This is a genomic window from Fimbriimonadaceae bacterium (genome assembly GCA_023957775.1).
GTDB lineage: Bacteria > Armatimonadota > Fimbriimonadia > Fimbriimonadales > Fimbriimonadaceae > JAMLGR01.
Map to the genome: position 1 here is coordinate 90379 of JAMLGR010000002.1, position 25865 is coordinate 116243.

Sequence of the window (25865 nt, forward strand, 5' to 3'; positions counted from 1 at the left end):
AGGTCCAAGATTGCGGTGGCCGCCACGTTTTTCGTGCTGTTCTTCGTGGCGGTGTTCGTGATGATCTACCTGGTCAGCAACCAACGGTAGTAGGCGGTTAGGCCACCGTCACGTCGTCGCACAGATACACGTCTTGGATCGCCTGGAGCAACCCTGCTCCCTCGCCCATGGGCCGCTGGAACGCTTTCCGGCCGCTGATGAGCCCCGTACCGCCCGCGCGCTTGTTGATCACCGCGGTCCGCACCGCCTCCGCCAAATCGCCCGCTCCGCTGGAGGCGCCCCCGCTGTTGATCAGGCCCGAACGCCCCATGTAGCAGTTGGCCACCTGGTAGCGGCAGAGATCGATCGGATGGTCGGTCGTCAGCTCCGAGTAGATGCGCTGGTCGGTCTTGCCGTACGAGCTGCCTTCCATGTTCAGCGCGTTGTAGCCGCCGTTGTTCTCGGGCAACTTCTGCTTGATGATGTCCGCCTGGATCGTGACGCCGAGGTGGTTGGCCTGTCCGGTGAGGTCGGCGGAGACGTGGTAATCCTTGTCCTTCTTGAACTCGGGGCTGCGGAGGTAGCACCAGAGAATGGTCGCCAGGCCCAGCTCGTGGGCGTGCGCGAACGCCTGGCTCACCTCGACGATCTGCCTGCCGCTCTCCTCGCTGCCGAAGTAGATGGTGGCACCGACGGCCACTGCTCCCATGTTCCACGCCTGCTCGACGTTGGCAAACATGATCTGGTCGAACTTGTTGGGCATCGTGAGCAGCTCGTTGTGGTTGAGCTTCACGATGAACGGGATCTTGTGCGCGTATTTGCGCCCCACCGAACCCAACACGCCAAGCGTCGAAGCGACCGCGTTGCAGCCTCCCTCGATCGCGAGTTTCACGATGTTCTCGGAGTCGAAGTAGATCGGGTTCTTGGCGAACGAGGCCCCGGCGCTGTGCTCGATGCCCTGGTCGACCGGGAGGATGCTGAGGTACCCCGTGCCGGCGAGCCGCCCCGTCCCGAACAGCGTCTGGAGGCTGCGCATCGTCGGAATGTTTCGATCCGAGGGGGCCCAGACTCGATCGACGAAATCGGGGCCGGGAAGGTGAAGCAGCGAGCGGTCCACGGTCTGGCACCGGTGCTCCAACAGCGACGACGCATCGTCGCCCAACAATCCCGCAATCTGGTCGATTCCCTTACCCGCAACAGTCGCCATCTTCATTCACCCTCGCTTCTATTGTGGCCGATTCGGCCTACGGCCCGAGGAGCCGTGACCGGGCTTCCCCTACAATGGAGGAGATGACGGAACGCGAGAAGATCGCCCACCTGCTGCGCCGGTTTGGTCTTGGCGCCTCGGTGTCCGAGCTGGATGCCTTGGAACCCAAGGGGGTGCGGGGCGCCTTGGACCACCTTCTCGACTACGAGACTGTGAACGAGGGCTTCTCCCCGAGCCCATGGGCGTTCTGCTTCGAGGAGAAGAACCCCGGACAGGTCTACCTCGAGGCGCCCCGTTTCCTGGGTTGGTGGTGCCTGCGCATGGTCATGACGCGCCGACCGCTCCAGGAGAAGCTCACCCTGTTCTGGCACGACCATTTCGCGATCAGTGCGGCCAAGGTCGAGTTCGGACCCATGATGCTGCGCTATCTCGACACGCTGCGGAACCACGCTTCGGGGTCGTTCGTCGAACTGCTCCAGGCCGTAAGCAAGGAGCCTGCGATGCTCCGATGGCTCGACGGCGACACCAACGTCAAGGGGGCGCCGAACGAGAACTTCGCACGCGAACTGCTCGAACTGTTCACCCTCGGCATCGGGACCTACACGGAGAAGGACGTGCAGGAGGCGGCGCGGGCGTTCACAGGGTGGGCGTGGCTGCCCCGGATCCAGTTCGACAAGCCTCTCGAGCCTCAGGTGCGCGCTCTCGTGGAGAAGGGCCAGCCCCTGGTCTCGTTCGCCGTCGTCCCCGACCTGCAGGATCGAGGAACCAAGACCGTGCTCGGCAAGACCGGGGCCTTCGACGGCGACGAGCTGTTGACGATGCTCGCCGGCCGCCCCGAAACGGCCCGTCACGTGACCGGAAAGCTCTGGGAGTTCTTCGCGGGCATCCCCGCCTCCCCGTCGCTGCGCGACTCTCTTGCGCGCGCCTTCATGGACACCGGGGGAGACATCCGAGCGGTGCTTCGCGCCGTCGCGGCAGCACCCGAGTTCTGGAGCGAGGCGTGTATCCGGCACGAGGTGAAGAGTCCCGTCGACTTCACGATTCCCGTCTTCCGCCAGATCGACGTCCAGCCGATCTTGCTCACGCTCATGAACGCGCCTGAAGAGCCGACCAAGCCCATCCGCGAGGAGCTCCGCGGGGTCGGCGGCGGAGCGGCGGGGGCGATGTTCCAGCAGGGCATGCTGCTGCTCTACCCTCCGGACGTGGCGGGGTGGGATTGGGGCACGCGCTGGATCTCCTCCCAATCGATGCTTGAGCGGATCAAGCTTGCAGAGTTGCTTTTCGGCAGCGCTGAAGAACCCAAACCCACCTCGTCCCTCGTCGCCCAACGCCTCCTGCAGCGCGGGAAGGCCGCGTCGGCGGAAACGATGGTGGATGGACTGATCGAGATGTTCGACGCCCCGCTCCCCGCCTCAACGCGCGCCACGTTGGTCAAGGCGTGCCAAGACCACGGCGGGCCGGGGTCTTTGGCCGACCCCAAGCAAGCCTCCGCGCTGCTAGGCGCGGTGCTCAGGCTAATGTTCGCAGCACCCGAATTCCAGTTCTGTTAAAAGACGGGCCCCGGCTCGGTGCCACCGCTGGACGGGTGCAGATGAGAAGCCACCCCCGCGACTACGAAGCCCCGAGTTCGGCGAACAAGGCGTCGAACACGAGCCCTGGGTTTCCATTTCCCAAGATGCGGCGATGGGCCTCCGCGATCGCATTTGCCCAGTCGGTCCGTTGCGGATACAGGCCGTGCGCGCACGTTCCGAGCTGCTCCAGCGCCAGCGCGTTGGCCAAGCGTGCCGGCAGCTTCAGTCTGTCCGCGAGCGCATCGGCCACGGCCCGAAACCGCTCGGCCATCGCCAGCGCGGCGCCGGGCGTCGCCGCGTCGAGGTCTCGTACCAGCGAGACCATCTCGCGCGCGGCATCGGGGTGGGCGCGGATTTGCGCCAACGCGCCCGGCGCGCCCTGGGCGATCAGCGCCTCCTCCTCGGCCAACTCCCCGAACGCCGAGAGGAGCTCCTCGCCGGCAGGCAGTTCGCACGCGACCGCCAGACACCTCGAGCGGATGGTCGCGAGGACGGCGCCCACCGCAGACGTGGTCAGCACGAGCTTGGCGTGGGGATGAGGCTCCTCGAGCGTCTTCAGAAGGGCGTTGGCCGCATCGACGTTCAGCCGATCGCAATCCTCGATCACCACGACGCGGTGTCGCGCCATCAAAGGCGGCGTGCGAAAGAAGGTCTGGATGGGCAATCCCGGGAGTTCGGAGCTCTCCTTTCGCTCGACAATGGCCCCGAGGCGAATGATTCGGCTGGGCGGCTGCGGCTCGATCCGCTCGAAGTCGGCACTCGCCCCGCGCCCGAACGCCTGGCACGACCGGCACTCGCCGCACGCACCCTCCGAGGTCGGCGCCGTGCACAGCCACACCTGGGCAAGGGCGTCCGCCACGGCCGACTTGCCCGACCCGGCGACGCCGTAGAGCAGCACGGCGTGGACGCCCGCTTCGGCCCGGGAGAGGGCCGGCAGAAGGCGCTTCACCGAATGGAGGCCCGCGAGGTGGGAGAGGGACATGGGGCTAGAACCGCTCGAACTGCTCGACATCGAGCACAAACACGACGGCGCCCCCGACGGGGACTTTCACGGGACTGGGGATGAAGGCTCCGGGAGGCGCGGCTTCGAAGGGCATGACGTTCACGAGCTGCTCCCTCGCCTTGCAGTTCTGCGCGATCAGCTTGAGCACCGCCTCCTTCTCGTCCGGCTCCACGCCAATGAGAAAGGTCGTGTTCCCTTCGCGCAAGAAGCCGCCGGTCGACCCAATCACCGTGAACTTGAACCCGGCGCGAATCAACTCCTCCGTGATCTTGCCTTTGTCCCGGTTGTGCACGATGCAGACGACGAGCTTCACCGGTTGGATTATAGCGGAAGGGCAGACCGAGGGGGCGGTGCTCGCCACCCTTGACGCTAGCGATGCTCGGGCAAGGGCTTGCCCTTGGTCTCGGGCGCGAAGGGCAGGGCCAACAGGCCGAACACATAGACCAACGCCGCCCGCGCGACGCCCTCCCCGACCGACCCCTTCGCGCCGCCAATCAACAAGCCCGTCAGCCATGGAACCGGCGCCGAAGCGATGCGGCCCGTGTTGTAGGCGAACCCCGCGCCGGTCGCGCGAAGGCTCGTCGGGAACAGTTCGGGGAAGTAGAGCACGAACGCCGCGCTCAATCCGATGGCAAAGAACGACATCAACGGCGCAAGCAGAAGCAGGGCTTGGAACGTGTTCGAGCCGAGCGTGGCGAACCCCACGGAGAGAGGGGCGCCGACGAAGCAGAGGGCCAACGTGGGACGCCTTCCCCACCGGTCGCACAACCAAGGCACGAAGAACACTCCCGCCAGCGTCCCCACGTGAAGGCTGTAGGTCGCGTAGCTGATCCGCTGCTGGAGCGTCTCGGGGCTCACCCCCTCGCTCACGGCCTTGACGAGGTTGGGCAGCCAGAAGCTCACGTTGCCCGCCCCGGCGATCCCGACGACCCCGATGACGGCCGCCACGATCGCGTGGCGCCTCCAAGTCGCATGGCCGAACACGCCTTTGAGCGGATTCACGCGAAGAGCAGGTGCCGCCTCGACCCACCGTTCCGGCTCACGCACCTTTCTGCGAATCAAAACAGTGATGAACGCAGGCACGATCCCCACCACGAACAACCATCGCCAGTTCGATGCCGCCAACCCGAGGTTGAGCGTCGCGGCGAAAATCGGCCCGAACGCCGCGGCGGACTGGATGAGGGAGGAGGCTGGCGCCCGTGCCCGGTCGGGAAGCACCTCGGCCACCAACGCGGCGCCCGCCGCCCACTCGCCGCCGATACCCAGTGCGGTCAGGAAGCGCACGACCGTCACCTGCTCGGGCGTGTGGCACAGCGCCGTCAGACCCGTGAAGGCGCAGTAGAGGAGGATGGTGAGCACCATCGTTCGCGTGCGGCCCCACCGGTCCGCGAGGACGCCGAAGACGAGCCCTCCGATCGACCATCCGATCAGGAATCCCATCTGGATTCGCCCTTCGATCAGCGGTCCTTGGAGCTTGTAGGCCGCCTCTCCCCCGAGCATCTCCACCAGCATCGGCACCTTGGCGAAGTTGAACAGCGCGGTGTCCATGATGTCGAACACCCAACCGAGCCACGCCACCGTGAGCACCAGCCACTGGTATCGGGTCAGGGACTTCCACCAAGGAACGTCAGGCACGCATGCAAGTCCTCCCCCGATTCCCGATTCCCGTTTCCCGTTTCCCGATTCCCGACTCCCGATTCCCGATTCCCGTCCCTACACCTCCACGATCGTGGGAATCACGAGCGGCCGCAGGTTGCAGCGCTTCTGGATGTGGCGCCGTACGACGTCGTGGATTTCGTGCCGGAGCTTGTTCGCATCGCGCAGGTCTGCGGCGCTGTACTGCCGCAACACGTCGATCAGCGCGTCGTTCGCATGGTCCAAGGTGCCCTCGGGACCGTGGAAACCCTTGGCCTGGATGATCGGATCGCCGATGATCTCGCCCGCCTCCGGATCGATCGCCAGCGTGATGACGACCAAGCCCTCGCTCGCCACGTTGTGCCGATCGCGCAGCACTTCGTCGGTGACGCCGGGGGTACCGCTGCCGTCTATCAGGACGCGGCCGCACGGCACCGGATCCCCAAAGTGGGCTTCCGTGTCGTTCAAACACAGGGGCAATCCATCGCGAAGGGTGAACAGGCGATGATCCGGGATCCCCATCTGCCGGGCCAGGTCGAGGTAGAGGAACTGGTGGCGCGGTTCGCCGTGGACCGGCGCCACGTAGTAGGGCCGGGTCAGGTTGATCATCATCTTCAGCTCTTCCCGGTAGGCGTGCCCGCTGACGTGGATGGGAGTCGGGTTGTCGTAGATGACCGTCGCGCCCTGCCGGAAGAGCCGGTTGATCGTTCTCCAAATGGCGGCCTCGTTGCCAGGGATCGGCCGTGCCGAGTAGAGGAGCGTATCGCCCGCGCGGATGCGCAGGCGCGAGTACTCCTCCTTGGACATGCGCACGAGGGCCGACATGGGTTCGCCCTGGCTGCCCGTCGTGAGGATCGCCAGCTCGTGGTCGGCGTAGTTCTTCGCGTCCTCGAGCCGGATGCGGACCCCGCTCGGAACGGTCATGTACCCGAGCCGCGCGCAAACGTCCACGTTCTGTTCCATGCGGCGGCCCACGACGACGACCTTCCGTCCGACCTCGGCGGCCACGTCGAACACCTGCTGCATCCGGTGGATGTTCGACGCGAACGTCGTCAGCATCACGCGCCCTGGTGCTTCCTGGAACACCTGGGTCAGACCCTCCTTCACCGAGCTCTCGCTCGGCCCCCAACCCGGCCGGTCGACGTTGGTGGAGTCGCTGAGGAGGAGGACCACGCCCTCGTGCCCCAACTCGCCCAAGCGCGCGATGTTGGTGAGCTTGCCGTCCACCGGGGTGAAATCGAACTTGAAATCGGAGGTCATCAGCACGATGCCGTGCCGCGTGCGAATCGCCATCGCGCACGTGTCGGGAATCGAGTGGGTGATCCGGACAGGCTCGACGGAGAGCGAGCCGGCCTGCAGGATATCGCCGGGCTTGTACGTCCGAAGGTCGAGCGACTTGAAGTCGCACTTCTCTTCGAGTTTTTGCCGAATCAGCGCATGGGTGAACTCGGTGGCGTAGATCGGACAGTTCACATCGGCGAGCAGGTAGGGCAAACCGCCGACATGGTCCTCATGGGCGTGGGTCAAGAAGACGCCGCGCAGTTTGTCCTTGTGCTCGATCAGGTACTCGAAATCGGGGACGACGATGTCGATGCCCAGCATCTCCTCGTTCGGAAAGGTGAGGCCGCAGTCGATGACGACGATATCGTCGTCCTGACGGATCGCCATGCAGTTCTTGCCGATTTCGCCGACGCCGCCCAAAGGGATGACTTGAAGTTCGCTCACGTCGGGACAGCGTACCAGCCGGGAGGAGGCGCGCCCTTTTGCGCCCCGCCACGTCTGTATCAGGGAGGAGGTGTGCCCTTGTCCGAAGTACCGCCCGATTCGCCGCAAGAACCGACTGGCCCAAACCCGGAGGAGTTCTCCCCTTACCCCCGGTCGGGGACGACCGGAGGTTCCGGTTCCCCCCTCCGTCCGCCCGGCGTCTACTTCGACGCCATCGGGGACGCCATCCAGATCGTCAAGCAGGACGTCGGCACCTGGGTCGTCGCGGCGCTTCTGCTTCTCGCCGTCAGCTATGCGATCTCGATTCCCATGAGCTTCATCGCCAATGTGGTCGCGTACGGTGCCCTGTTCCCCACGCCGGCTCAGCAGATGGAGCGCGGACTGTTTGCCCTCGTGATCAGCTTCCCGTTCAGTCTCGTATCCGGCGCGGTGAGCGCGGTCTTGTCCGCGGGAATGATCCAGATGGCCCTGCGCAAGATCGACGGCGGTCCGGTCGAGATCGGCGACCTGTTCAGCGGGTTCGGGCAGTTCCTACCGATGCTGATCGGCAACAGCCTGATGTCGATCCTGATCATGATCGGAGCCGTCTTCTGCATCGTTCCCGGGTTGTACGTCGCGGGTGCGCTGGCGTTCGTGCCGATCCTCATCGTGCGGCAGCGGTTGGGAGGCGTCGAGGCGATCAACGCGAGTTGGGAGGTGCTCCGCCCCTTCGCGTTCCCCATGGTCGGGCTCCTGATCGTGCTCGGTCTTCTTGTCGTGCTCGGCGTGATCGCGTGCCTCGTGGGCGTGCTCTTCGCCATCCCGGTCTATACGATGACCCTCGCCCTCCACTACCGGGCGTTCTTCCCCGAGCAGATGGCCGCCGAGGGTCACCGCATCGGCGCCGAACCGCCTCGAACCCAGTGGTAGGGTTTCACCGGGGTCGCCGCGGGTGGAACGCCCAACGGATCTCCTGCCGGGCTGCGCGAAGCAGCCCCAGGCCCACGGCGACCAACGGCGGGCGAGCGGTGAACGCCTCGGTGATCGCGTACAGCGTGCGCGGGCTGAACACGGGCTCGTTCGCGATCGCGTAGAGCGGTTCCCACGCGTGGGGCCGGAACTTCGACTTGAAAGCGTCGAGACCGTCGAAGTTGTAGAACCTGCGCCCATGCGCGCGAACCCACGGCAGTAGGATCCGCAACCACCAAGGGTGCGTGACACGCGCTTGGAGCCCGTGGTCGGCAAGCGGCACCAGCCCCATGGTCACATAGTCGGCACCGGAGAACGCCACCGCTTCGATCGCCGTGTCCAGCATCAGTTCGATCGTCCCGTTCGGCGCGTCGAAACCTCGCACGAACTGCTCGGTCAACCACCCGTTGCGTGCGGGAACCGGCGCCATCGACACGAAGCCGACGGCTTCTCCATCCTTCTCAGCGACGAAGATGCGCCGGTCGCCGACCTCGTGGAGGGTCTCCGGCTCGACGAGGAAGTGGAGCGGAGGGAGCCCCCGCGTTTCCAGCCACTCGGCAAGGCATCGCAACAGCTCGGGGTGGTCCGTGGCCTTCTCGGAGCTCCACTCGCGGACCACGACGTTCTTGTTCGAAGCCCGTTTGAACTGAGCGCGAAGCGAGGGGTACGCGTGAACCGTCTCGTGCCACCGTGCCGGATCCCAAGAAGGTTGGGCGCCAAGCAGCACGATGCTCGAACCCGGATGGAGTCCCACAGCCTCCCGGAGGCGATCGGCGGCCCCGAAGTAGCACACCCGTTCGCCAGCCTCGCTCGACGCTTCCTCCCACTCGGCGACGATCCCGGGGAGCCGCTCCCGAGGCCCGATCGGGGCGCCGGCGACGACCCTCACGTGCTTGTGGCGAACAAATCCCACAAGGCCGTCGCCCGCTTCGGAAAACCAGTGTTCGATCCCCTTGTTCAGCACTTGGTACGCCGTGGCGTTCCAGCCGTAGCGCATCACCAACCTTCGTGCCGTTTCGTCCATGGGGGGAGAAGTGCTGAGTCTGAAGTCGCTTCCTTCGAAGCGGTCATTGCAAGCGATCTCGCCGGGTGCTAATCTGGGTTATGGTATATCACGGCACCATTCCTTTCGGCGCGCCATCGCAGCTTCGCCTGCAGATGGGCGTCAACCCGGACGGCCACATGGTCTTGACGGTGCTGACGCCTTTCGACCAACCGATGGGGCACCTCCACCATCTCCAGGTTTCGCCCCAGGAACTCCGCGCCATCTGCGACGGCAAGGCGGACCGGGTGATCGCCCAGGGAGAAGCGGGCGCATCCATCGAGTTCACCTCGGGCACCGACGATGCCCACGAGATGATCAACATCCACTACGTCGATCCCGAAAAGTGGACCGACTCGAGGTCGACGGTCACCATCGAGGACCTCTCCGCGCTCATCGGCGAGGCGGGTCACGTCGCCGTCCCCGATGCCGGCGCGGCCGAAGGCCCATCCGCCGCCCCCATCACGGGAGTCGACGACATCTGCCCCGTCCTGGCGGTGCGAGACGTCGAGGACGCGCTTGCCTTCTACACCGAGAAGCTCGGCTTCGGCGAGCCCTGGAAATATGGGGAGCCCGTCGTCTACGGCGGGGTCAAGGCCGGCAAGCACCAGGTGCACTTCAGCCGCGCCGAGTCCGTGACGCCGGCCGCAGGGTTCGCGATCTACGTGACCGTCGAGAACGTGGATGCGATCTACGCGCGGTGCACGGCCCACTCAGTACCCATCGTCGAGGACCTGGGGCTGCGCCCTTACAAGATGCGCGATTTCAGCCTCCGCGACCCCAACGGACACATCGTGGCCTTCGGTCAAGAGATGAGCTGATCTATTTCGCGGCCCAGAGGAAACCGCGCCGCATGAGTTCGCGCGGCGTGCCGGACTCGAGGACGTGGCGGTTGTGGCCTAGCGCGCAGTAGAAGACGCGGCCTGCGCCGTACGTCTTTGTCCACACCTGGGGCATTTGGCACGGGTTCCCGCTGTGCGGCCCCGGTGCGCTCGGGTTGGGGAATTCGGTCGTGGCGAGCACCGAGTTGCCTGGGTCGGTGTGCAGGTAGTACTGCTCGCTCACCACCTCAAAATCGTCGAGGTCCTGCGTGATGGGGTGCGGATTCGCGCGGTTGATGCGCACGGTGTAGCGCACGCCGTCGTTTCCCGGATGCGCGACCCACTGGCCGCCGGTCATGAACTGCCACTCGGAGTCCTCTCGAAAGGCGTCGCACATGCCCCCGTGGCACCCGGCCAAACCCACGCCGTGTTCGGAGACGGCCTTCAGCACCGGATCGCGCTGGTCGGGGCGGATCGTGCCCATCGTGACGACCGGCACGATCAGGTCCAACGCGGCAAGCTTCTCCGCATCGCAGAACGCGTCGAGGGAGCTGGAGACTTCGACGCGAAAACCCTCCTCGCTCAACATGTCGCGAAAGAGATCGGCGACCAGATCGGGCTCGTGGCCGTCCCAGCCTCCCCAAACGATGAGTGCAGAGGGTGTGTGCATCGGCCCATCGTACCTTTGGAGCTTTGTGGACTGCGCCATAATCGGGCTCGATGCACCGCATTTTCGACCGTGCGTTCTCCGATGCCGCCCAGGCCCTTGCGTCGTTTCGCGCGGATCCGGAGATTCAGTCGAGCCTTCTCGAAATCGCCGAGGCGCTGACGGAGGTCCTCCGAAAAAGGGGGCGCGTCCTCGTGTGCGGCAACGGAGGGAGCCTTGCGGATGCGATGCACTTTGCCGAAGAGTGGAGCGGCCGCTTCCGAGGCGACCGCCCCGCCTACCCCGTCCTCGCGCTCTCCGATCCCACGCACCTCACGTGCGTGGCCAACGACTTCGGCTTCGAGCACGTCTTCTCCCGTCAGGTCGAGGCGTTCGGCCACGAGGGCGACCTGCTCATCGTCCTCTCCACCTCGGGCCATTCGGCAAACATCGTCGAGGCAGCGGAGGCAGGGCGAAGGAGGGGCATGCGCGTGGTGGGCTTCCTCGGCAAGGGTGGCGGCCGCGTGCGCGGGTTGTGCGACTGGTGCATCGTCGCTCCGGGGGAGACGTCGGACCGGATCCAGGAGCTGCACATGTTGGCGCTGCACGTGCTGATCGAAGTGGTGGAAGAGGCCCTGGGGCACGGGGCGTGAACGGCCCCCGCGGTCGCGCGCTCCCGATCGCCCTGGCGGTGCTGCCGCTGCTCGGGTTCTGGCTCTACGGCCTCTTCGACCTCGACGAGGGTTTCTATGCGGCCGTGGTGTCGGCGATGCTCCGCACCGGCGACTGGATCACCCCCCACTACCGAGGGCATCCCTGGTTTGAGAAACCGATCCTCCTCTATTGGGCCGCCGCGCCCTTCGCGAAGGTTTTCGGAGCCGCCTGGGCGTTGCGCGTCCCAAGCGTGCTCGCCAACATCGGAACCTACGCGATCTGCGCGGCTTCGATGCGCCGCAACGTCGGTGAGAGCGCGGCGCCCTGGACGTGGATGGTCCTTGGGACGTCGCTGCTGGTCGCCGCCCTCGGACGCATGATGATGACCGACGCGCTGCTGGTGTTCTTCTTGACCGGCGCGTTCCTCGCGCACTGGGAGTCGCGGGATGGGTCGTTGCGGTGGCGTCTGGCCGCCGCGGCCTCGCTTGGATTTGCGGTGCTGGCCAAGGGACCCGTCGCGCTGCTTCTGTTCGCCCCGGTCGCCGTGCTGGCGTGTTGGCGCGAACCCGATCTGCGTGCGGGTTTTGGGCGGGGGTGGGTCCTCGGCGGTGTCGTGTTTGCGGCCGTCGTCGCCACCTGGTATGCCCCCGCGTATCTCGCCAACCCCGACTCGTTTGTGCAGAAGTTCCTGATCGAGCAGAACATCCAGCGCTTTGCCGGAGGCGACGCCGCCCACGCCGTGCCGCTCTGGGTGGGGCTGCCCCTCTATCCCGCGGTCCTCCTGGTGGGGATGCTGCCGTGGTCGCTCTACGCCTTCCGCGCCTTCCCAAGCCCGGCCAAGGAACACCCCTACGAGGCGTACCTCGCGACCTGGTTTGGCGTCGTGCTCCTCTTCTTCACGATCGGGGGGAGCAAGCTTCCCCACTACATCTTCCCCGCGGCGATCCCGTTCGGCATGCTGATCGCGAGGCGATTGGGCCGAGGCGAGCCAGCGCGCACCCCGTGGGGCGCCGTCGCGACGTCGCTGGTCGTCGCGGCGCTGCTCAACGTGGGATTCGTGCTGTACTATGCGTCGGGCCAGGCCGAGGTCCATCGCCTCGCCGTGGAGGCTCGCGCCCTGGGCCGCCCCGTCATCTCCTACCAGATGGGTCGGCGCGAAAAGGGCCTGGGCACCGGACAGGCCAAGATTCAGGAGACGTCCCTGCCTTCCCTCGAGTACTACGTGAACCGGGTGGTGCTGGAGGCCGAAACGCTCGACGAACTGGAGGCGAAGGGTCCCGGCATCGTGATCACGAGGGTCGGACGCCTGCGTGATCGGGACTTCGAGACGCTGCGGGAGCAAGGGTGGACCCTCACCCCGCTCGAGAAAGCACCGCCCAAGAACTACCGGATGTTCCAGCTCTCCCGCATGCCCTAACCCAGGAGGGAGGTGCCCACGGCCCAATCCACCCCCAGGTGGGCGGCGACGGTCGCGCCCACGGCCGTCATTCCGTCCACGTCCCCGTACGGGCCCGGTGCGACACCTGCTCCGACGAGGCAACACGGCACGTACTCTCGGGAGTGGTCGGTGGAGGCGGTCGTCGGGTCGTTGCCGTGGTCGGCGGTCAGCAGCAGCAGATCGTCGGGACGGAGCTTCCCCTCCAGTTCCGCCAACGTCGCGTCGAACCGTTCGAGACACTTGGCGAAGCCCGCGGGATCGTTGCGGTGGCCGTACAGCATGTCGAAATCCTCGAAGTTGGCGAAGATCAGGCGCGCGTCGCTCTCCAGGGCGTTCCAAAGGGCCTTCTCGTGCTCGGCGTTCGATTGCGTGCGTTCGGTCGTGCGGAACCCGCGGCCCGCGAACAGCTCCGGCACCACGCCGATGCCGAGGACGTTCCCGACCGCGTCCACCAGGTTGGGAGGCGCCGTGAGCGGGAAGTCCTTGCGCCTCTCCGTGCGGCGGAAGCCCTCGGTTTTGGAGCCCACAAAGGGGCGGGCGATGACGCGTTGGACGTTGTCCGGCTCGGTGCAAAGCTCCCGCGCCTGCCGACACATCTCGTACAGGGTCTCGACCGGAACGACCTCTTCGTGGCACGCGATCTGAAACACGCTGTCCGCACTGGTGTACACGATGGGGAACCCCGTATCCATATGCAGTTCGCCCAGACGCTGGATGATCTCGGTGCCGCTCGCGGGGCAGTTGCCGAGGGTCTGCGTCCCGATCGCCTGTTCGAAGGCCTTGATCAGGGGGATGGGAAAGCCCTGCGGGTACGTGGGGAACGGGTGTTCGGTGACGATTCCCATCATCTCCCAGTGCCCGGTCACCGAGTCCTTTCCACCTTGCGAAAGCTCCCGCAGCCGGCCCCAGCGGCCGGTCCACCTCACACCGGTCGAGACGCCTCCCGCGTCGAAGAGCCCAGCGGCGGCCAGGTTGGGGGCGTCGATGCCGCCGGCCGCCTCCCACACGTGCTTCAGGGTCGAGGGCCCGTCGAGATCGCCGAACGCCTCGGCGTCCGGTGCGGCGCCGGCTCCGCATCCATCCAACACGATCACGATCGCCCGTCTCATTTCCCTTCCCATGCCTCGTAGAACCTCGCCCTCGCTTCGCGGGCGCGCCCTACCAGGTCGTCCCCGCCTCGGACGTTGAGATGGCCCATCTTCCGGCCCACCCGCGCCTCCGCCTTGCCGTACCAGTGCACGTGGACCCCTGGGAGACTTGCGACGGCTGAAAGGGCCCCGTGCAAGTCCGCGGCGTGCTCCTGCCCGAGCAGATTGGCCATGCAGACAGGCTCCCCGTCGACGGTTCCCGGCGCCCAACCCATGGCGAGGCGCACATGCTGTTCGAACTGGCTCGTCGCGCCCCAATCCAACGTGTAATGCCCGGTGTTGTGGGGTCGCGGGGCGAGTTCGTTCACCAGGAACTCCCCTTCCCCCACCTCGAACAACTCCACGCCGAACAGCCCTTGTTCGGCGACGGCCTCGACCGCCCGCATCGCGATGGTCGAGGCGTCGGTGCCGCTGGGAAAGACCAGGTCGCACACGTGGTTCGTCTGGACCGTTTCCATCGTGGGATAGCACCCCTTCCCATGCGGACCCAGGAACACCATCGCCGCCAGCTCGCGTCGAAAGTCGACGAAACCCTCGGCCAGCCACCCGCCGGCCTCCCAAAGCGGCCGATGGGCGTCGAACTCCGACTCCGAGCGCGCATACCGCGTGCCCTTGCCGTCGTAGCCGCCGAACCGCGCCTTGAGCACCATGGGGAATCCGATCTCCTCGATCGCCCGGGCGCCGCCGTCGTCGAGGGCGACGGCGTGGGGACAGGGGACGCCCGCCCGCGCCAGCGCCTGCCGCTGGCGCAGCTTGTCCTGAATCGTCGCCAGCGCTTCGAGAGGGGGGACGAGGCGGTCGAGGGCCACCCCCGCGCGGGCGCACCCCTCCCGAACGGCCTCCGCCGGGATGAACTCGTTCTCCAAAGAGACCCGCTCCGCGCCACGGAAGATCTCCGCGATGGCATCGGGGTCGTCCAAGGCCCCCACCCGGTTGGGGGCGATCTGCGATGCCGGGGAGTTCGCCGCGGGGTCGAGGGAGAGGCACTTCAATCCCATCCGCTGCGCCGCTTGGATCGACATACGGGCGAGCTGGCCGCCGCCCAGCAGACCGAGATCCGCCTTCAAGTCCGTCTTGTTGAGGGCCACGGGGCGCATCACAGACCGACGATGTTGTAGCCGGCGTCCACGAACACGATCTGCCCGGTCACACCCCTCGTGAGATCGCTGAGGAGGGCGATCGTGGTGCCTGCCACCTCCGACTGGGCCGCGTCGCGCTTGAGCGGCGCCCGACCCCGGACGTACTCGATCATCTCCGTCAGCCCCTTCACCCCCCGTGCCGCCACCGTGTTGATCGGGCCGGGAGAAACGGTGTTGACGCGGATGCCGCGGCCACCCAGATCGACGGCGAGGTACCGGACGCTGGCTTCGAGCGCGGCCTTCGCGATTCCCATCACGTTGTAGTTTCCCACCGCCCGAGTGGAACCCAGATAGCTCATCGTCACGATGCTGGCGTCGTCTGCGAGCACCTTCTCCAGCTTGTTGCAAAGCCGCACCAGGGAGTACGCGGACACGTCGAGCGCGATGCCGAAGCCCTCGCGCGACGTGTCGATGAACCGCCCCGCCAACTCCTCCCGCGGTGCGAACGCGGCGGAGTGCACGACAAAGTCCAACGTGCCGAAGGTCGAGGCCGACGTTTCCGCCAGCGCATCGAGTTGATCCTCGTCGCCAAAATCCACCATGACGGGCACGAAACGCTCGTCCCCGTCCACCAACTGGAGGACGCTCTCCATCATCCTCTCGTTTTGGGCGCCGACCCCGACGCGGGCCCCGTGGTCCGCCGCCAACTGCGCCACCGCCCATCCGATGCTGTTCTTGTTGGTGATGTTCAGGACCAACCCCTTCTTGCCTTCGAGCAACATGCACCGATTATGGCGGGGCGCCGACCGAATTGGCCCGAAGCGTCACGCCGGGCCAATGCCGAGGGTCGTTCGCAAGACCCGCAGCGTCTCGTCGAGCCGGACCTCCGGGCACTCCATCATAGGGGCGCGCACACGCGCGTCCGGCAACACCCCAAGGGCGCGCAGCACGGCCTTGTTCAGCGCGGGCTGCGGTCCCGCTCGGAGCGCTTCGATCGCGGCGAGGGCGAGCGCAAACTTCGTTTCTGCGGATTCGCGCTGCGAGGACCACTCCTCGCAAACGGCGGCCAGCCACTGGGGAATCACGTTCGCGGCCCCGCTGATCGTTCCCGTCCATCCGAGTCCGAGGGCGTCGAGCAACAGGGTCTCGTTGCCGACGAAGAGCGCGTGGTGGGGCTGCACCGCCTGGCGATACGCGGAGAGGTTGGCCGGATCCCCGCTGCTGTCCTTGGCCCCCGAGAACCGGTCGTGCCCGGCAAGCCTCGCCAGAAGGTCGGGGCTCAGGACGATCCCCGTCTTTTGGGGGAAGTTGTAGAGGAGGATGGGAAGCGGGGACGCGTCGAGCACTTCGGTGAACCAGCGCTCGATTCCCGCCTCGGTCGCGTCGCGAAAGTAGAACGGGGCCATCAGCAGCACCGCGGCCGCACCGACTCGGTGCGCCTGCTTGCACGACCAGATCGCCTCGTCGAGCGAGGGGGTCGCGACGCCGAGGATCAAGTCGAGGCTCCCCCGGACCCCCATCGCGGCGATAAGCAGATCGCGCTTTTCGACCGCGCTCAGCGAGGGGCCTTCGCCGTTGGTCCCCGCCAGCACCGCGCCCCGGCAACCGGAGGCTTCGAACCACGCGAGCACGCGCGCCAACGCGGCGAGATCCACCCGTCCGCGGACGTCGAACGGAGTGACCGATGCGGGATAGACGCCCGATGCCAACATGGGCGGAGTCTACTTCGGCGATCGCACGGGCCCTGTGCCACAATGCCCCCGTGGAGGGATGGGGCCTCAAAGCGCTCGGCAGTTGCCTGCTTGTCCTCGGGGCGGCCTTCTTTGTGGCGGCCGAATACTCGCTCCTCGGCGCGCGCAAGAGCCGCGTCGATTCGCTGGCCCGAAAGGGCAGCGGATCCGCCAAGGTCCTCTCAGACGCCCTGACGGACCTCGCTCCGTACATTGCCTCGATCCAGATCGCGATCACGATGCTCGGAATCGCCGTGGGGTCGATGACCGAGCCGTTCGTGACCGACCTGTTGACCAACTGGCTCGGAGCTGTGGATCGGCGGATCAGTTTCACGCTCTCGTTCATCGCCGTCACCTACGTGCTCGTGGTCCTGGGCGAACTCGTTCCCAAGTACCTCGCGCTGCGCGTTCCCGAGCGGCTCGCGCTGTTCGTGATCCGTCCGCTGCACCTGTTCACCAAGCTGGCGATGCCCCTGGTCTGGCTTGTCCAAAGCTCCGGCTCCGGGGTTCTCAAACTGATGCGCATCGATCCGAAGGAGGAGGGGAGCGACGCCCTGCCCAAGGACGAGCTGCTCCTGCTCATCCGGGCGGGAGGCGCCCAAGGCGTTCTCGAGAAGGTGCACGCGGATCTCATTTCGCGCGCGCTGAAACTCGATACCCTGTGCGCGGGCGATCTGATGATCCACCGGCTCGACATCGAGTGGATCGACGTCGCGACGCCCCCGAGTGAACTGCTGGAGGCCATGAGCCACATTCGCCACACGCGCGTTCCCGTGTGCCGTGGCGATATCGACGAGGTGGTTGGAATTCTCTACCTTCACGACGTGGTTCGAGCCGCCTTTCGGGAGGATGTGACGCTTCAGGACCTCGTCCGAGAGGCCGTCGTCATTCCCGAAAACCTCCCGATGGACCGCATGATCCAGACCATGCGGGAAGCGAAGATCCAGATGCTGCTCGTAGTCGACGAGTACGGCGGGACGAGTGGCCTCGTCACGTTGGAGGATCTCGTCGAGGAGGTGTTCGGCGAACTCGAGGACCGCTTGGAGAGCGAGCGGCCCCCGATCGAACGCCACCCGGGAGGACGCATCTCCGCGCGGGCCGGCGTCCGATTCGACGAACTGGTGGATTACCTCGGGCTCTCGTTCGACGAAGAGCCCACGACCGACACGTTGGCGACCTTGATGGTGGACTCTCTCGGCCACATGCCCAAACTCGGCGATTCGATCGAGACCCCGCTCGGCACGTTGCGCGTGGAGAACATGGCCCGCAGGCGCATCACTCGGGTGTCGATTCACCTTCTGCGGCAGTTCCAGGAGGCCGCGCCGGAGACTCGTTAGCCACCTCGTTAATCGCCGACATGTTGTGGTGCATCTGCAGCCTTGACGCGATCTCGACCGCGTGGTCCGCGACGTGTTCGAGCGCGTGGAACACTTCGATCGTCCGGACGAGCGACTCGGTCGCGTTGGGATTGGCCTTGATCATCTCGAAGACCCGGTTGCGGGCGCCCTTGTACTCGGAGTCGATGGCCTTGTCCGCGTCGATCACCTCGCGCGCCAACCCGGCATCGTACTCGGCGTAAAGCCTCAAAGACGAGGCGAACGACTGGTTCGCGTGAGTTCCCAACTCGGCGAGCGCCGACTTCAGCTCCCCTGGGAACTGCCCCGTGAGCTTGGTCGCCCGCCGGGCGAGCTTGACCGCGTCGTCTGCGACCTTCTCGATTTCGCCAAGGACCCCGATCGTCGAGACCAGCAGGCGCAGGTCGCTCGCGACCGGGGCCTCCCGAACCACGGTAAGCACGCAACGGTGCAAGGACTCCGACTCCAGTCGGTCCACCTCGTCGTCCATCGCGATGACCTTGGACGCCAGCTCGAGGTCTCCCGCGAGGGCCGAGTCCACGGCGAGGCGCACCATCTCCGTGGCGAGGTTGCCCATCCGAACGACGTTCGATCGGATGAGTTGGAGTTGGTCGTCGTACTGCTGGCGGTAGCTCATCGGTTCAGTGACAGTATGGCGGTTTGGACGTCGCTCTCCAAATCGGACGCCTTCGAGCGGGCCGCGGAGGTATGGTGCGCGATATGCGCGCGACTTTGGCAGTCCTCGCAGTCGCGTGGGCTGCAACCGGTACGGCGGATCGTCTGATCCTGATCCCCACGGGGAGCAAGCTCCCCTTCCGGACGTTTCGGACCGAGCACCTGTTCGACACCGAGATGCGAACCTCGCAGGGCCAGTACTACGGACTTGGCATCGGCAAGTCCTTCGACGCCGCCGTCGTCACGGGCGACGAGGGCCATGAAGCGACCTTCGACTTCTCGTTCTCCTACCTCGACCCGGTGGTGAACTACGCCCCGGGCCTCACCCTGGGCATGGTCGATGCCCTCGACCGTTCCGAGGAGGGGCGCCGGCTGTTTGTCGCGATCACCTACCGTTCGGGATTGGACGGGGCGTTCAACTCGAGCACGCCTGCCGAAACGACCCTGGGGGCCTTTTTTGGATCGCGCAACGCCTTCTTCGTGGGCGCCTCGCTCCCCTTCTCCCGGTCGCTGCGGCTTCTGATCGAGCACGATTCGGAGAGGCCCGCCGCTGGGCTCGAATTCAAGCCGGCGCCGAGTCTGGCGGTTCGTTGGGTGACGTCGCCCCACTCGATGTCGCTGGGTGTGTCCCTGTCGGGTCGGATGTAAGCGCGAGCCCCGCTCGCCTCGCAGCCGCCTCGACCGACGCGCGGAGCGCATCCGCGAACAGGTCGCGCGCGCGCTTGCGATCCGCCTCCTCGAACGTGCGGTACTCCAGCGGGGGACCGAACACGATCGTGGTTCGGGCGAAGCGGGGACGCCCTCCACCCCGTGGAAGTTTCCTCTCGGTGCCCGCAATGCCCGCGGGAACGACGACCGCTCCGCTTCGCTTGGCGAGCATGCCCACTCCGCGGTTGAACGGCCCCAGCGTGCGGCCGTCGCCCCGGGTGCCTTCTGGGAACACGAGCACGAGTTCGCCTGCCTCGAGCCGCTCCAGCGTCTTGCGGATCGCCTCGGTGTCGCCTTCGCCGCGCCGCACCGGAAACGCGTTCAGGCTGCTGATGAGCCGCCCGAACAGCGGGTTCCGGAACAGCTCCTCCTTGGCCATGAACGCCACCTTCCTCGGAACCGAGCAGGCGACGATCGGCGGATCGAGGTGGCTGAGGTGGTTGGGCGCGACGATGACGGGGCCGGTTCGGGGAATGTGCTCCAGGCCCTCGACCCGCAAGCCCCCCGTCCATTGGAACCCGAACACGCGGACGAAGTTGCGCACAAACCAGTACCACGGGTCGGGACTCGCCATCGAACGGAGGATACTCCGCCCGGAACCCGGCGCGGGGCGGCAGGTAACCTTGGCCCTTCAGGTGAGCGACGGATTGCGAAGCCCTTATATTGCCTTCGAGGCGGTGGAGGTCGAGTACAGCGAGTTTGTGCACGGCCTGCGCGGTGTGACGCTTCACGTCGAGCGCGGGGAGTTCGTCTTCTTCGTCGGACCGACGGGCGCCGGCAAGAGCACGTTGCTCAAGCTCCTGACCCACGAAGTGCGGGCCTCTCGGGGCCGCGTGCTGTTCCACGGGCGAGACATCACGCGCCTGCGCGAACGGGACGTCCCGCAACTCCGCCGCGAGATGGGCATCGTCCCCCAGGATTTCGCGCTGCTGCCCCGAAAGCGCGTGTGGGAGAACGTGGCCTACGCCATGCGCGCCGTGGGCGCCACGCGCCGCGAGGTGCGGCGCCGCGTCCCGGAGATTCTGGAACGGGTGAACATCGGACACCGCGCCGACGCGTTCCCCAACGAGCTGAGCGGCGGCGAACAGCAACGCGTGGCCATCGGCCGCGCGCTGATCAACAACCCCTCGCTCCTGATCGCCGACGAGCCCACCGGCAACCTGGATCCGGCGCACAGTTGGGAGATCATGGAGCTGCTCAAGCAGCTGAACATCCGCGGAACGACGGTGCTGGTCGCCAGCCACGACATGATGGTGGTCGAGCGGATGGGCAAGCGGATCGTGACCCTGGAAGGGGGCCGCATCCAACACGACACCGCATTCGAACCCGCTCCCGAGGACCCGACTCCCGATTCCCGACTCCCGTCTCCCGCTCCGGAGGACCCGACTCCCGATTCCCGAGTCCCGATTCCCGCTCCCGAGGAGTCCGACCTTGCTTGACCGCATCGAGTTTCTGGTCGGCGAGGCGTTCGTGGCCTTGAAACGCAACGGCCGGATGACCTTCGCCGCGATCAGCACGTGCGCGGTGGCGCTCTTCCTCCTCGGCGGGCTCGGGTACACGTACCTCAAGGTCAGCGAGTTCGCCGAGGCCATGGGAAACCGTTTCGAGATGCGCGTCTACCTGAAGGACGGCACCGACTTCAAACAGATCACCGAAACCGCGGCGACGATGCGCGCGATTCCCAACGTCAAATCAGTGAACTGGATCCCGCGCGACAAGGCGTGGGAGCTGATGAAGCAGAAGATGCCGGAGTACACGGAGGGTCTGGACAACCCCCTTCCGGACGCGTTCAAAGTCACCGTCAAGGACCTCAACCGGGGCGCCGAGGTCGCCGACGCGATCCGCGCGCTGGACACCGTGGCGGAGAAGGACGGCGTGGTCTACCTCGACGACGAGCAGCGCATGGTGGGCCAGTTCCTCCAGCTCGTGCGATGGGCGGGAATCGGACTCGGAGGGCTGCTGTTCATCACGGCGGGCGTGCTGATCTACAACACGATCCGGCTCACGATCATGTCACGCCGGCTTGAAATCCGTATCATGCGTCTTGTGGGAGCCACGCACTCGACCATCCAGATTCCGCTGATCCTGGAAGGCGCCGTCCAAGGCATGCTCGGAGGATGCCTCGCCAGCTTCATGCTGCTCGGGTGCCATGCCGGGCTCAACCGATCGCTGCAAACGATGTCCGCCCTGGGCAAGCTGCCCCCCTTCCCAACGACGTTCGCCCTGGTGCTGCTCGGCACGGCCGGCGCCGCGTACGGGCTGTTCTGCTCGTCTCTGGCTTTGAGGGAGCCGATCAAGTTCTCATGAGAATCCGTGTCGTGGTGGCGGCGGCCCTGGTCTTGGTCCTCGGACCTGGATTCGGGCAGCAAGCCAAAGTCAACAACCTGAAGAGCGATCTCAAATCGGTGCGGGGGAAGCGCGAGTCGATCAAACGCCAACTCGACTCCACGCGCGCGCAGGTTCGCTCCGTGCGCGTGGACCTTCGCGAGATCGACCAGCAGCTTGGCACTCTCGAAAACAAGCTCAACGACACCACGGCGCGTCTGAGCGACAGCCGCTCCGAACAGACCCGCCTCGCACGCGAACTCGAAGAGGCGTCCGCCCAACTGGAAGTCCAGCGCGAGCAGCTCCGCCACCGACTGCGCACCATCTACATGCGCGGCGACGCGTCCTTCATCAGCGCGCTCGCGGGGGTCGATTCGGTGGGGGAGCTTGCCTCGCGCAAATACCTTCTCGAGCGGATCGCGTCGAAGGACCGCTCCCTCTTCAACGGGATCGTCGAACTTCGCCAGGGGATCTCCAAGCGCAAAGCCCGCGCGGACGAGTTGGTGGTCCGCATCGACAAGCTCGCTCGCGAACAGCAAGCCCAACAGGCGTTCGTCCAGCAGGTCCGGGACGAGAAAAACGCCAATCTGCGCGACCTGCGCGGCAAGCAATCGGATCTCGAGAAGCTCATCGCCCAGCTCGACGCCGAGGAGCGCTCGATCGCCGCCCAAATCGCGGCGTACCAATCCAGTTCGGGATCCGCGAACCTGCCCAAGTACGCCGGGCGGATGATCAAGCCGGTCAACGCCCCCATCACCTCGAAGTTCGGGATGCGCTTCCACCCGATCCTCAAGGTGAACCGCCTTCACGCAGGCATCGACTTTGGAACCAAGAGCGGGACCCCCATCCGGGCGGCGGCACCGGGCGTGGTGATCGCCGCCCAGTACAACCGGAGTTACGGCAACATGGTCGTCATCGACCACGGAGGCGGGATCTCAACCCTTTACGGCCACTGCTCCTCGATCGGGGTGCTGGCGGGCCAGAAGGTCCAGCAAGGCCAAGTCATCGCGGCAGTTGGATCCACCGGCCTTTCCACCGCGCCGCACCTCCACTTCGAGGTGCGCGTCGGCGGCAAGCCCGTGAATCCGCTCTCGTACCTCTAGATCACGCCTTCCGCGCGCAACGAGGGGTAGTGGCACTGCTTGAACTTCTTGCCGCTCCCGCACGGGCACGGGTCGTTCCGGCCGATCTTCCGCCAATCCACGTCGCCCAGATAGCCCGATCCGTTCGGTTGGACCACGGGCGAGACCGCTGAATTGTCCGGGCCGGTGTTCGCCGCGGCCTCGTCCTCGATGCGCCGCATCTGCGGTTCCGGCCGCTGCTCGCGTTGGATCGTCGCCTGGTAGATCATCCGCACTGCCTGATCGCGAATCGACTTCAGGGTGCTCTGGAAGAGGTCGTAGGTCTCCCGCTTGTACGCGATGAGGGGATCGATCTGGCCGTAACCCCGAAGGCCGATGCCCTCGCGGATGTACTCGACGGTCTGGAGGTGCTCCATCCAGTTGTCGTTCACAGCGCGCAGCATCACGTTCTGTTCGATCGCCTTGCTGAGCTCGCCGAACTCCTCGACCTTCTTCTCGAACGCTTCGAGCGCCTTCTCCGTGCAGAACCGCACCAGGTCTGGGCCGGGCTCGTTCTCCTGCAGTTCCGCGGGAGTGGCGTAGTCGAGCATGGGGAACACTTCGTTGAGGTCGGAGAAAAGCTTGTCGTAATCGAACTGGCTCTGCATGTCCTCGTCGTACACCCAGGCTTTGTCCACGATCTCCGCGATGGTGAGCCCGATTTGCTGGCGCAGGTCGTCGCCCACGTCCTTGCCCAACAGGATCTCGCGCCGCATCGCATAGATGTGTTCGCGCTGGGCGTTGAGCACGTCGTCGTACTCGAGCACGTGTTTGCGGGCCTCGAAGAAGTGGTTCTCGATCCGCTCCTGCGTCTTGGCGATCATGCCGCTGAGGAACTTCGCGTTCACCTCTTCCATGGGGGGCCACGCCTTGAGCAGCGGGTTCTGGAGCATGTTCGCGTTGAAGATGCGCCACAGCTGGTCCTCGAGCGCCACGTAGAACCGACTCTCGCCCGGGTCTCCCTGACGTCCCGCGCGGCCGCGCAACTGGTTGTCGATGCGCCGGCTCTCGTGGCGTTCCGTGCCCAGGATGTAGAGGCCGCCCAAGGCGCGCACCTCCTCGGCCAACCGGCTGCGCTCCTGGTCGTCCAGGGGAAGCGGGGGCGTGGCCCGTTGCTGGCCGCCGCGCCGGTAAGCCGTGCCGGTCTCCGCGTCTTCGAACTCGCGGTCGCCCGCGGCCGAACGCGAGCGCTCGACCAGCTCGTCGGACACGCGTCCACCCAAAAGGATGTCCACGCCGCGGCCCGCCATGTTCGTCGCGATGGTCATGGCGCCTTTGCGTCCGGCCTCTGCGATGATCAAGGCTTCCCTCTCGTGGAACTTCGCGTTCAACACGTTGTGCGGCACGCCGTGCTTGAGCGCCTCCTCAAGGTACTCGCGGTTTTCTTGCGCGAGCGAGAACTGGGCGAGAACCCACTCCATGATCGCGTCGGAGTGCGCGTCCGAGGGCAGCCCGCACTTGGCCATCATCTCGGCGAGTTGGGGCCGCTTGAGCTCCTGCAGGTCGGTGTTCATCACGTCCGTCGCGTCGGAGCGGTGCTCCTTCGGCACGTCTTTGTCCACCTCGAGCGCATGACGCAGCCGCTGCACGAGCACGAGCTTCTGCAGCATCTCCGCTTCCAGGCGCTTCGACGTCACCTCGGTCATTTCGATCGAGCGGGTGCCGACGAGGACCGGCTGCTGCTTCGTGTAGAGGCGCAAGAGCTCCCAGGCGATCCCGCGGAACTTCGCCTCCTGCGTCTTGTAGACGATGTCGGGCTGGTCTTGGCGCACCATGGGGCGGTTCGTCGGGACGCACACGACGTCAAGGCCGTAGATCTTGCGGAACTCGTCCTCTTCGGTCTTGGCCGTCCCCGTCATGCCCGACAGCTTGTCGTACAGGCGGAACAGGTTCTGGAACGTGATGACCGCGACGGTCTGGCTTTCGCGCTGGACCGTGACGCCCTCTTTGGCCTCGAGGGCCTGGTGCAGACCATCCGAGTACCGACGGCCGAACATCATGCGTCCCGTATTCTCGTCGACGATCACCACCTCGCCCTGCCGCACGACGTAATCCACATCGCGCTCGAAGAGTCCGTACGCCTTCACGCTCGCGTTCACGTGGTGGAACAGCTTGGGATCGCTGGCCAGATTGCCGATCTCCATGGTCTGCTCGACGAAGTCCATGCCCTCTTCGGTCATCGAGCAGCTATGGTTCTTCTTGTCCGCCACGTAGTGGACTTCGGGCTCCATGAGCCGGACCGTCTTGTCCACCTCCTTGTAGACCGACACGTCCTCCATCGAGGGGCCGCTGATGATGTGCGGCGTGCGCGCTTCATCGATGAGGATCGAGTCCACCTCGTCGATGATCGCGTAGTTCAGCTCGCGCATGGAGAGCTGGCTGACGTCGAACGCCATGTTGTCGCGCAGGTAGTCGAATCCGAACTCGTGGTTCGTCCCGTACGTGATGTCGCAAAGGTAGGCCTCGCGCCGAGAACACGGCACCAGGTCCTGGTAGCGGGGATCCTCGTGGGGGGCTCCCGGCACATACCGGTAGCTGCCGCCCAACTCGTCGGAGTCCGCGGACTGCCCCTGGATGATCCCGACGCTCAGGCCGAGGAAGTCGTACACGGGGCCCATCCACACCGCGTCGCGGCGGGCCAGGTAGTCGTTCACCGTGACCAGATGGGCGCCTTTGCCCGTGAGGGCGTTGAGGACCATGGGCGCGACGGCCACGAGGGTTTTGCCTTCACCGGTCTTCATCTCAGCGATGCGGCCTTGGTGCAGCACGGCGCTGCCCACGATCTGCACGTCGAACTGGCGCATGTGGATCAGGCGCTTGCTGACTTCGCGGACGACCGCGAACACCTCGGGCATCATCGAGTCGAGAGAGGCGCCCTGCGCGATTCGCGCCCGGTACTCGGGGCCCTTGGCCCGAAGTTCGTCGTCGGTGAGCGCCGAGATCTCGGCCTCGAGCTCGTTGACCTGGTCGACGAGCGGCTGCAGCGCTTCAACGTCCTTCTTGCTTGTGTCGAATAGTTTTCTGAGGAATTGCATGGATTTTCGCTAGGAACGGT

24 protein-coding genes are annotated in these 25865 nt (G+C 65.9%); 10 read left to right on the forward strand and 14 right to left on the reverse strand.

The features are described 5' to 3' along the window. Nucleotides 1-97: 97 nt before the first annotated feature. A complete protein-coding gene (locus tag M9921_02015; GenBank protein MCO5295612.1) occupies nucleotides 98-1192 on the reverse strand; it encodes a class I fructose-bisphosphate aldolase in 1095 nt (364 codons plus the stop codon). Between the two features lie 77 nt (nucleotides 1193-1269). Here M9921_02015 and M9921_02020 point away from each other — a divergent pair, with 77 nt between their 5' ends. Beyond that, a complete protein-coding gene (locus M9921_02020; GenBank protein MCO5295613.1) occupies nucleotides 1270-2736 on the forward strand; it encodes a DUF1800 domain-containing protein in 1467 nt (488 codons plus the stop codon). 61 nt (nucleotides 2737-2797) lie between these two features. Here the strand turns inward: M9921_02020 and M9921_02025 are convergent, their stop codons facing one another. From M9921_02025 to M9921_02040, 4 genes are all read right to left on the reverse strand, one after another. Further along, nucleotides 2798-3739: an ATP-binding protein gene (locus tag M9921_02025; protein ID MCO5295614.1), complete on the reverse strand. Its 942-nt coding sequence runs from the start codon at nucleotides 3737-3739 to the stop codon at nucleotides 2798-2800. A gap of 4 nt (nucleotides 3740-3743) precedes the next feature. After that, entirely contained in the window at nucleotides 3744-4073 is a 330-nt protein-coding gene (locus M9921_02030) for a cyclic-di-AMP receptor (protein ID MCO5295615.1), read from the reverse strand. 56 nt (nucleotides 4074-4129) lie between these two features. Continuing rightward, nucleotides 4130-5395, reverse strand: coding sequence for an MFS transporter (locus tag M9921_02035; protein ID MCO5295616.1), 1266 nt, complete (start codon nucleotides 5393-5395; stop codon nucleotides 4130-4132). Nucleotides 5396-5473: 78 nt separating this feature from the next. Then, nucleotides 5474-7120, reverse strand: a complete 1647-nt coding sequence (locus tag M9921_02040; GenBank protein ID MCO5295617.1) for a ribonuclease J — start codon at nucleotides 7118-7120, stop codon at nucleotides 5474-5476. Nucleotides 7121-7198: 78 nt separating this feature from the next. Here M9921_02040 and M9921_02045 point away from each other — a divergent pair, with 78 nt between their 5' ends. Then, nucleotides 7199-8029, forward strand: a complete 831-nt coding sequence (locus tag M9921_02045; protein ID MCO5295618.1) for a hypothetical protein — start codon at nucleotides 7199-7201, stop codon at nucleotides 8027-8029. A gap of 4 nt (nucleotides 8030-8033) precedes the next feature. Here the strand turns inward: M9921_02045 and M9921_02050 are convergent, their stop codons facing one another. Further along, a complete protein-coding gene (locus tag M9921_02050; protein ID MCO5295619.1) occupies nucleotides 8034-9092 on the reverse strand; it encodes a DUF2156 domain-containing protein in 1059 nt (352 codons plus the stop codon). 80 nt (nucleotides 9093-9172) lie between these two features. Here M9921_02050 and M9921_02055 point away from each other — a divergent pair, with 80 nt between their 5' ends. Beyond that, on the forward strand, nucleotides 9173-9931 hold the full coding sequence (locus M9921_02055; protein MCO5295620.1) for a VOC family protein: 759 nt from the start codon (nucleotides 9173-9175) through the stop codon (nucleotides 9929-9931). A 1-nt stretch (nucleotide 9932) separates the two neighbouring features. Here the strand turns inward: M9921_02055 and M9921_02060 are convergent, their stop codons facing one another. Next, nucleotides 9933-10601: a ThuA domain-containing protein gene (locus M9921_02060; GenBank protein MCO5295621.1), complete on the reverse strand. Its 669-nt coding sequence runs from the start codon at nucleotides 10599-10601 to the stop codon at nucleotides 9933-9935. A gap of 50 nt (nucleotides 10602-10651) precedes the next feature. Here M9921_02060 and M9921_02065 point away from each other — a divergent pair, with 50 nt between their 5' ends. Together M9921_02065 and M9921_02070 are read left to right on the forward strand one after the other, a co-directional pair. After that, nucleotides 10652-11230 (forward strand): SIS domain-containing protein, encoded by a 579-nt coding sequence (locus tag M9921_02065; GenBank protein MCO5295622.1) that lies wholly within the window; start codon nucleotides 10652-10654, stop codon nucleotides 11228-11230. Further along, on the forward strand, nucleotides 11227-12648 hold the full coding sequence (locus M9921_02070) for a glycosyltransferase family 39 protein (GenBank protein MCO5295623.1): 1422 nt from the start codon (nucleotides 11227-11229) through the stop codon (nucleotides 12646-12648). Before M9921_02065 ends, M9921_02070 begins: the two co-directional genes overlap by 4 nt. On the opposite strand, the gene M9921_02075 is transcribed toward M9921_02070, so the two are convergent. The 4 genes from M9921_02075 to M9921_02090 are packed head-to-tail and all read right to left on the reverse strand — an operon-like array spanning nucleotide 12645 to nucleotide 16608. After that, nucleotides 12645-13778: a phosphopentomutase gene (locus M9921_02075; GenBank protein ID MCO5295624.1), complete on the reverse strand. Its 1134-nt coding sequence runs from the start codon at nucleotides 13776-13778 to the stop codon at nucleotides 12645-12647. The two genes, M9921_02070 and M9921_02075, sit on opposite strands and share 4 nt — an antisense overlap. Beyond that, complete coding sequence (locus M9921_02080) at nucleotides 13775-14914, reverse strand: ATP-grasp domain-containing protein (protein ID MCO5295625.1); 1140 nt, start codon at nucleotides 14912-14914, stop codon at nucleotides 13775-13777. Before M9921_02080 ends, M9921_02075 begins: the two co-directional genes overlap by 4 nt. Then, nucleotides 14914-15678 carry an enoyl-ACP reductase gene (locus M9921_02085; GenBank protein MCO5295626.1) on the reverse strand — a complete coding sequence of 255 codons (765 nt, stop codon included), beginning with the start codon at nucleotides 15676-15678 and terminating at the stop codon, nucleotides 14914-14916. The genes M9921_02080 and M9921_02085 overlap by 1 nt, the downstream gene beginning before the upstream one ends. Before the next feature lie 42 nt (nucleotides 15679-15720). Beyond that, a complete protein-coding gene (locus tag M9921_02090; protein MCO5295627.1) occupies nucleotides 15721-16608 on the reverse strand; it encodes a dihydrodipicolinate synthase family protein in 888 nt (295 codons plus the stop codon). A 50-nt stretch (nucleotides 16609-16658) separates the two neighbouring features. Between M9921_02090 and M9921_02095 the strand changes: the two genes are divergently transcribed. Continuing rightward, nucleotides 16659-17963 carry a hemolysin family protein gene (locus tag M9921_02095; protein ID MCO5295628.1) on the forward strand — a complete coding sequence of 435 codons (1305 nt, stop codon included), beginning with the start codon at nucleotides 16659-16661 and terminating at the stop codon, nucleotides 17961-17963. Here M9921_02095 and phoU read toward each other — a convergent pair. Then, on the reverse strand, nucleotides 17902-18618 hold the full coding sequence (phoU, locus tag M9921_02100) for a phosphate signaling complex protein PhoU (protein ID MCO5295629.1): 717 nt from the start codon (nucleotides 18616-18618) through the stop codon (nucleotides 17902-17904). The two genes, M9921_02095 and phoU, sit on opposite strands and share 62 nt — an antisense overlap. A gap of 83 nt (nucleotides 18619-18701) precedes the next feature. Here phoU and M9921_02105 point away from each other — a divergent pair, with 83 nt between their 5' ends. Beyond that, nucleotides 18702-19304 (forward strand): hypothetical protein, encoded by a 603-nt coding sequence (locus M9921_02105; protein MCO5295630.1) that lies wholly within the window; start codon nucleotides 18702-18704, stop codon nucleotides 19302-19304. Here the strand turns inward: M9921_02105 and M9921_02110 are convergent. Then, nucleotides 19219-19938: a 1-acyl-sn-glycerol-3-phosphate acyltransferase gene (locus tag M9921_02110; protein MCO5295631.1), complete on the reverse strand. Its 720-nt coding sequence runs from the start codon at nucleotides 19936-19938 to the stop codon at nucleotides 19219-19221. The genes M9921_02105 and M9921_02110 overlap by 86 nt on opposite strands. 61 nt (nucleotides 19939-19999) lie before the next feature. On the opposite strand from M9921_02110, the gene ftsE reads away from it, so the two are divergent. Genes ftsE through M9921_02125 form a run of 3 tightly spaced genes read left to right on the forward strand, consistent with a single transcriptional unit; the run spans nucleotide 20000 to nucleotide 22792 of the window. After that, nucleotides 20000-20803, forward strand: coding sequence for a cell division ATP-binding protein FtsE (gene ftsE, locus M9921_02115; GenBank protein MCO5295632.1), 804 nt, complete (start codon nucleotides 20000-20002; stop codon nucleotides 20801-20803). After that, the gene (locus M9921_02120) at nucleotides 20796-21671 is read left to right on the forward strand and encodes an ABC transporter permease (GenBank protein MCO5295633.1); all 876 of its coding nucleotides are present in this window, start codon (nucleotides 20796-20798) and stop codon (nucleotides 21669-21671) included. Before ftsE ends, M9921_02120 begins: the two co-directional genes overlap by 8 nt. After that, nucleotides 21668-22792, forward strand: coding sequence for a peptidoglycan DD-metalloendopeptidase family protein (locus M9921_02125; protein MCO5295634.1), 1125 nt, complete (start codon nucleotides 21668-21670; stop codon nucleotides 22790-22792). Before M9921_02120 ends, M9921_02125 begins: the two co-directional genes overlap by 4 nt. Here the strand turns inward: M9921_02125 and M9921_02130 are convergent. Then, nucleotides 22789-25845: an SEC-C metal-binding domain-containing protein gene (locus M9921_02130; protein MCO5295635.1), complete on the reverse strand. Its 3057-nt coding sequence runs from the start codon at nucleotides 25843-25845 to the stop codon at nucleotides 22789-22791. The two genes, M9921_02125 and M9921_02130, sit on opposite strands and share 4 nt — an antisense overlap. Between the last annotated feature and the right edge of the window lie 20 nt (nucleotides 25846-25865).

Coding starts and splice junctions, on each gene's coding strand:
- M9921_02075 (MCO5295624.1), bottom strand. CDS start 13,778: ATGAGACGGGCGATCGTGATCGTGTTGGATGGATGCGGAGCCGGCGCC.
- M9921_02080 (MCO5295625.1), bottom strand. CDS start 14,914: ATGCGCCCCGTGGCCCTCAACAAGACGGACTTGAAGGCGGATCTCGGT.
- M9921_02055 (MCO5295620.1), top strand. CDS start 9,173: ATGGTATATCACGGCACCATTCCTTTCGGCGCGCCATCGCAGCTTCGC.
- M9921_02125 (MCO5295634.1), top strand. CDS start 21,668: ATGAGAATCCGTGTCGTGGTGGCGGCGGCCCTGGTCTTGGTCCTCGGA.
- M9921_02025 (MCO5295614.1), bottom strand. CDS start 3,739: ATGTCCCTCTCCCACCTCGCGGGCCTCCATTCGGTGAAGCGCCTTCTG.
- M9921_02015 (MCO5295612.1), bottom strand. CDS start 1,192: ATGAAGATGGCGACTGTTGCGGGTAAGGGAATCGACCAGATTGCGGGA.
- M9921_02105 (MCO5295630.1), top strand. CDS start 18,702: ATGCGCGCGACTTTGGCAGTCCTCGCAGTCGCGTGGGCTGCAACCGGT.
- M9921_02060 (MCO5295621.1), bottom strand. CDS start 10,601: ATGCACACACCCTCTGCACTCATCGTTTGGGGAGGCTGGGACGGCCAC.
- phoU (MCO5295629.1), bottom strand. CDS start 18,618: ATGAGCTACCGCCAGCAGTACGACGACCAACTCCAACTCATCCGATCG.
- M9921_02130 (MCO5295635.1), bottom strand. CDS start 25,845: ATGCAATTCCTCAGAAAACTATTCGACACAAGCAAGAAGGACGTTGAA.
- M9921_02065 (MCO5295622.1), top strand. CDS start 10,652: ATGCACCGCATTTTCGACCGTGCGTTCTCCGATGCCGCCCAGGCCCTT.
- M9921_02050 (MCO5295619.1), bottom strand. CDS start 9,092: ATGGACGAAACGGCACGAAGGTTGGTGATGCGCTACGGCTGGAACGCC.
- M9921_02090 (MCO5295627.1), bottom strand. CDS start 16,608: ATGTTGGCATCGGGCGTCTATCCCGCATCGGTCACTCCGTTCGACGTC.
- M9921_02020 (MCO5295613.1), top strand. CDS start 1,270: ATGACGGAACGCGAGAAGATCGCCCACCTGCTGCGCCGGTTTGGTCTT.
- M9921_02085 (MCO5295626.1), bottom strand. CDS start 15,678: ATGTTGCTCGAAGGCAAGAAGGGGTTGGTCCTGAACATCACCAACAAG.
- M9921_02110 (MCO5295631.1), bottom strand. CDS start 19,938: ATGGCGAGTCCCGACCCGTGGTACTGGTTTGTGCGCAACTTCGTCCGC.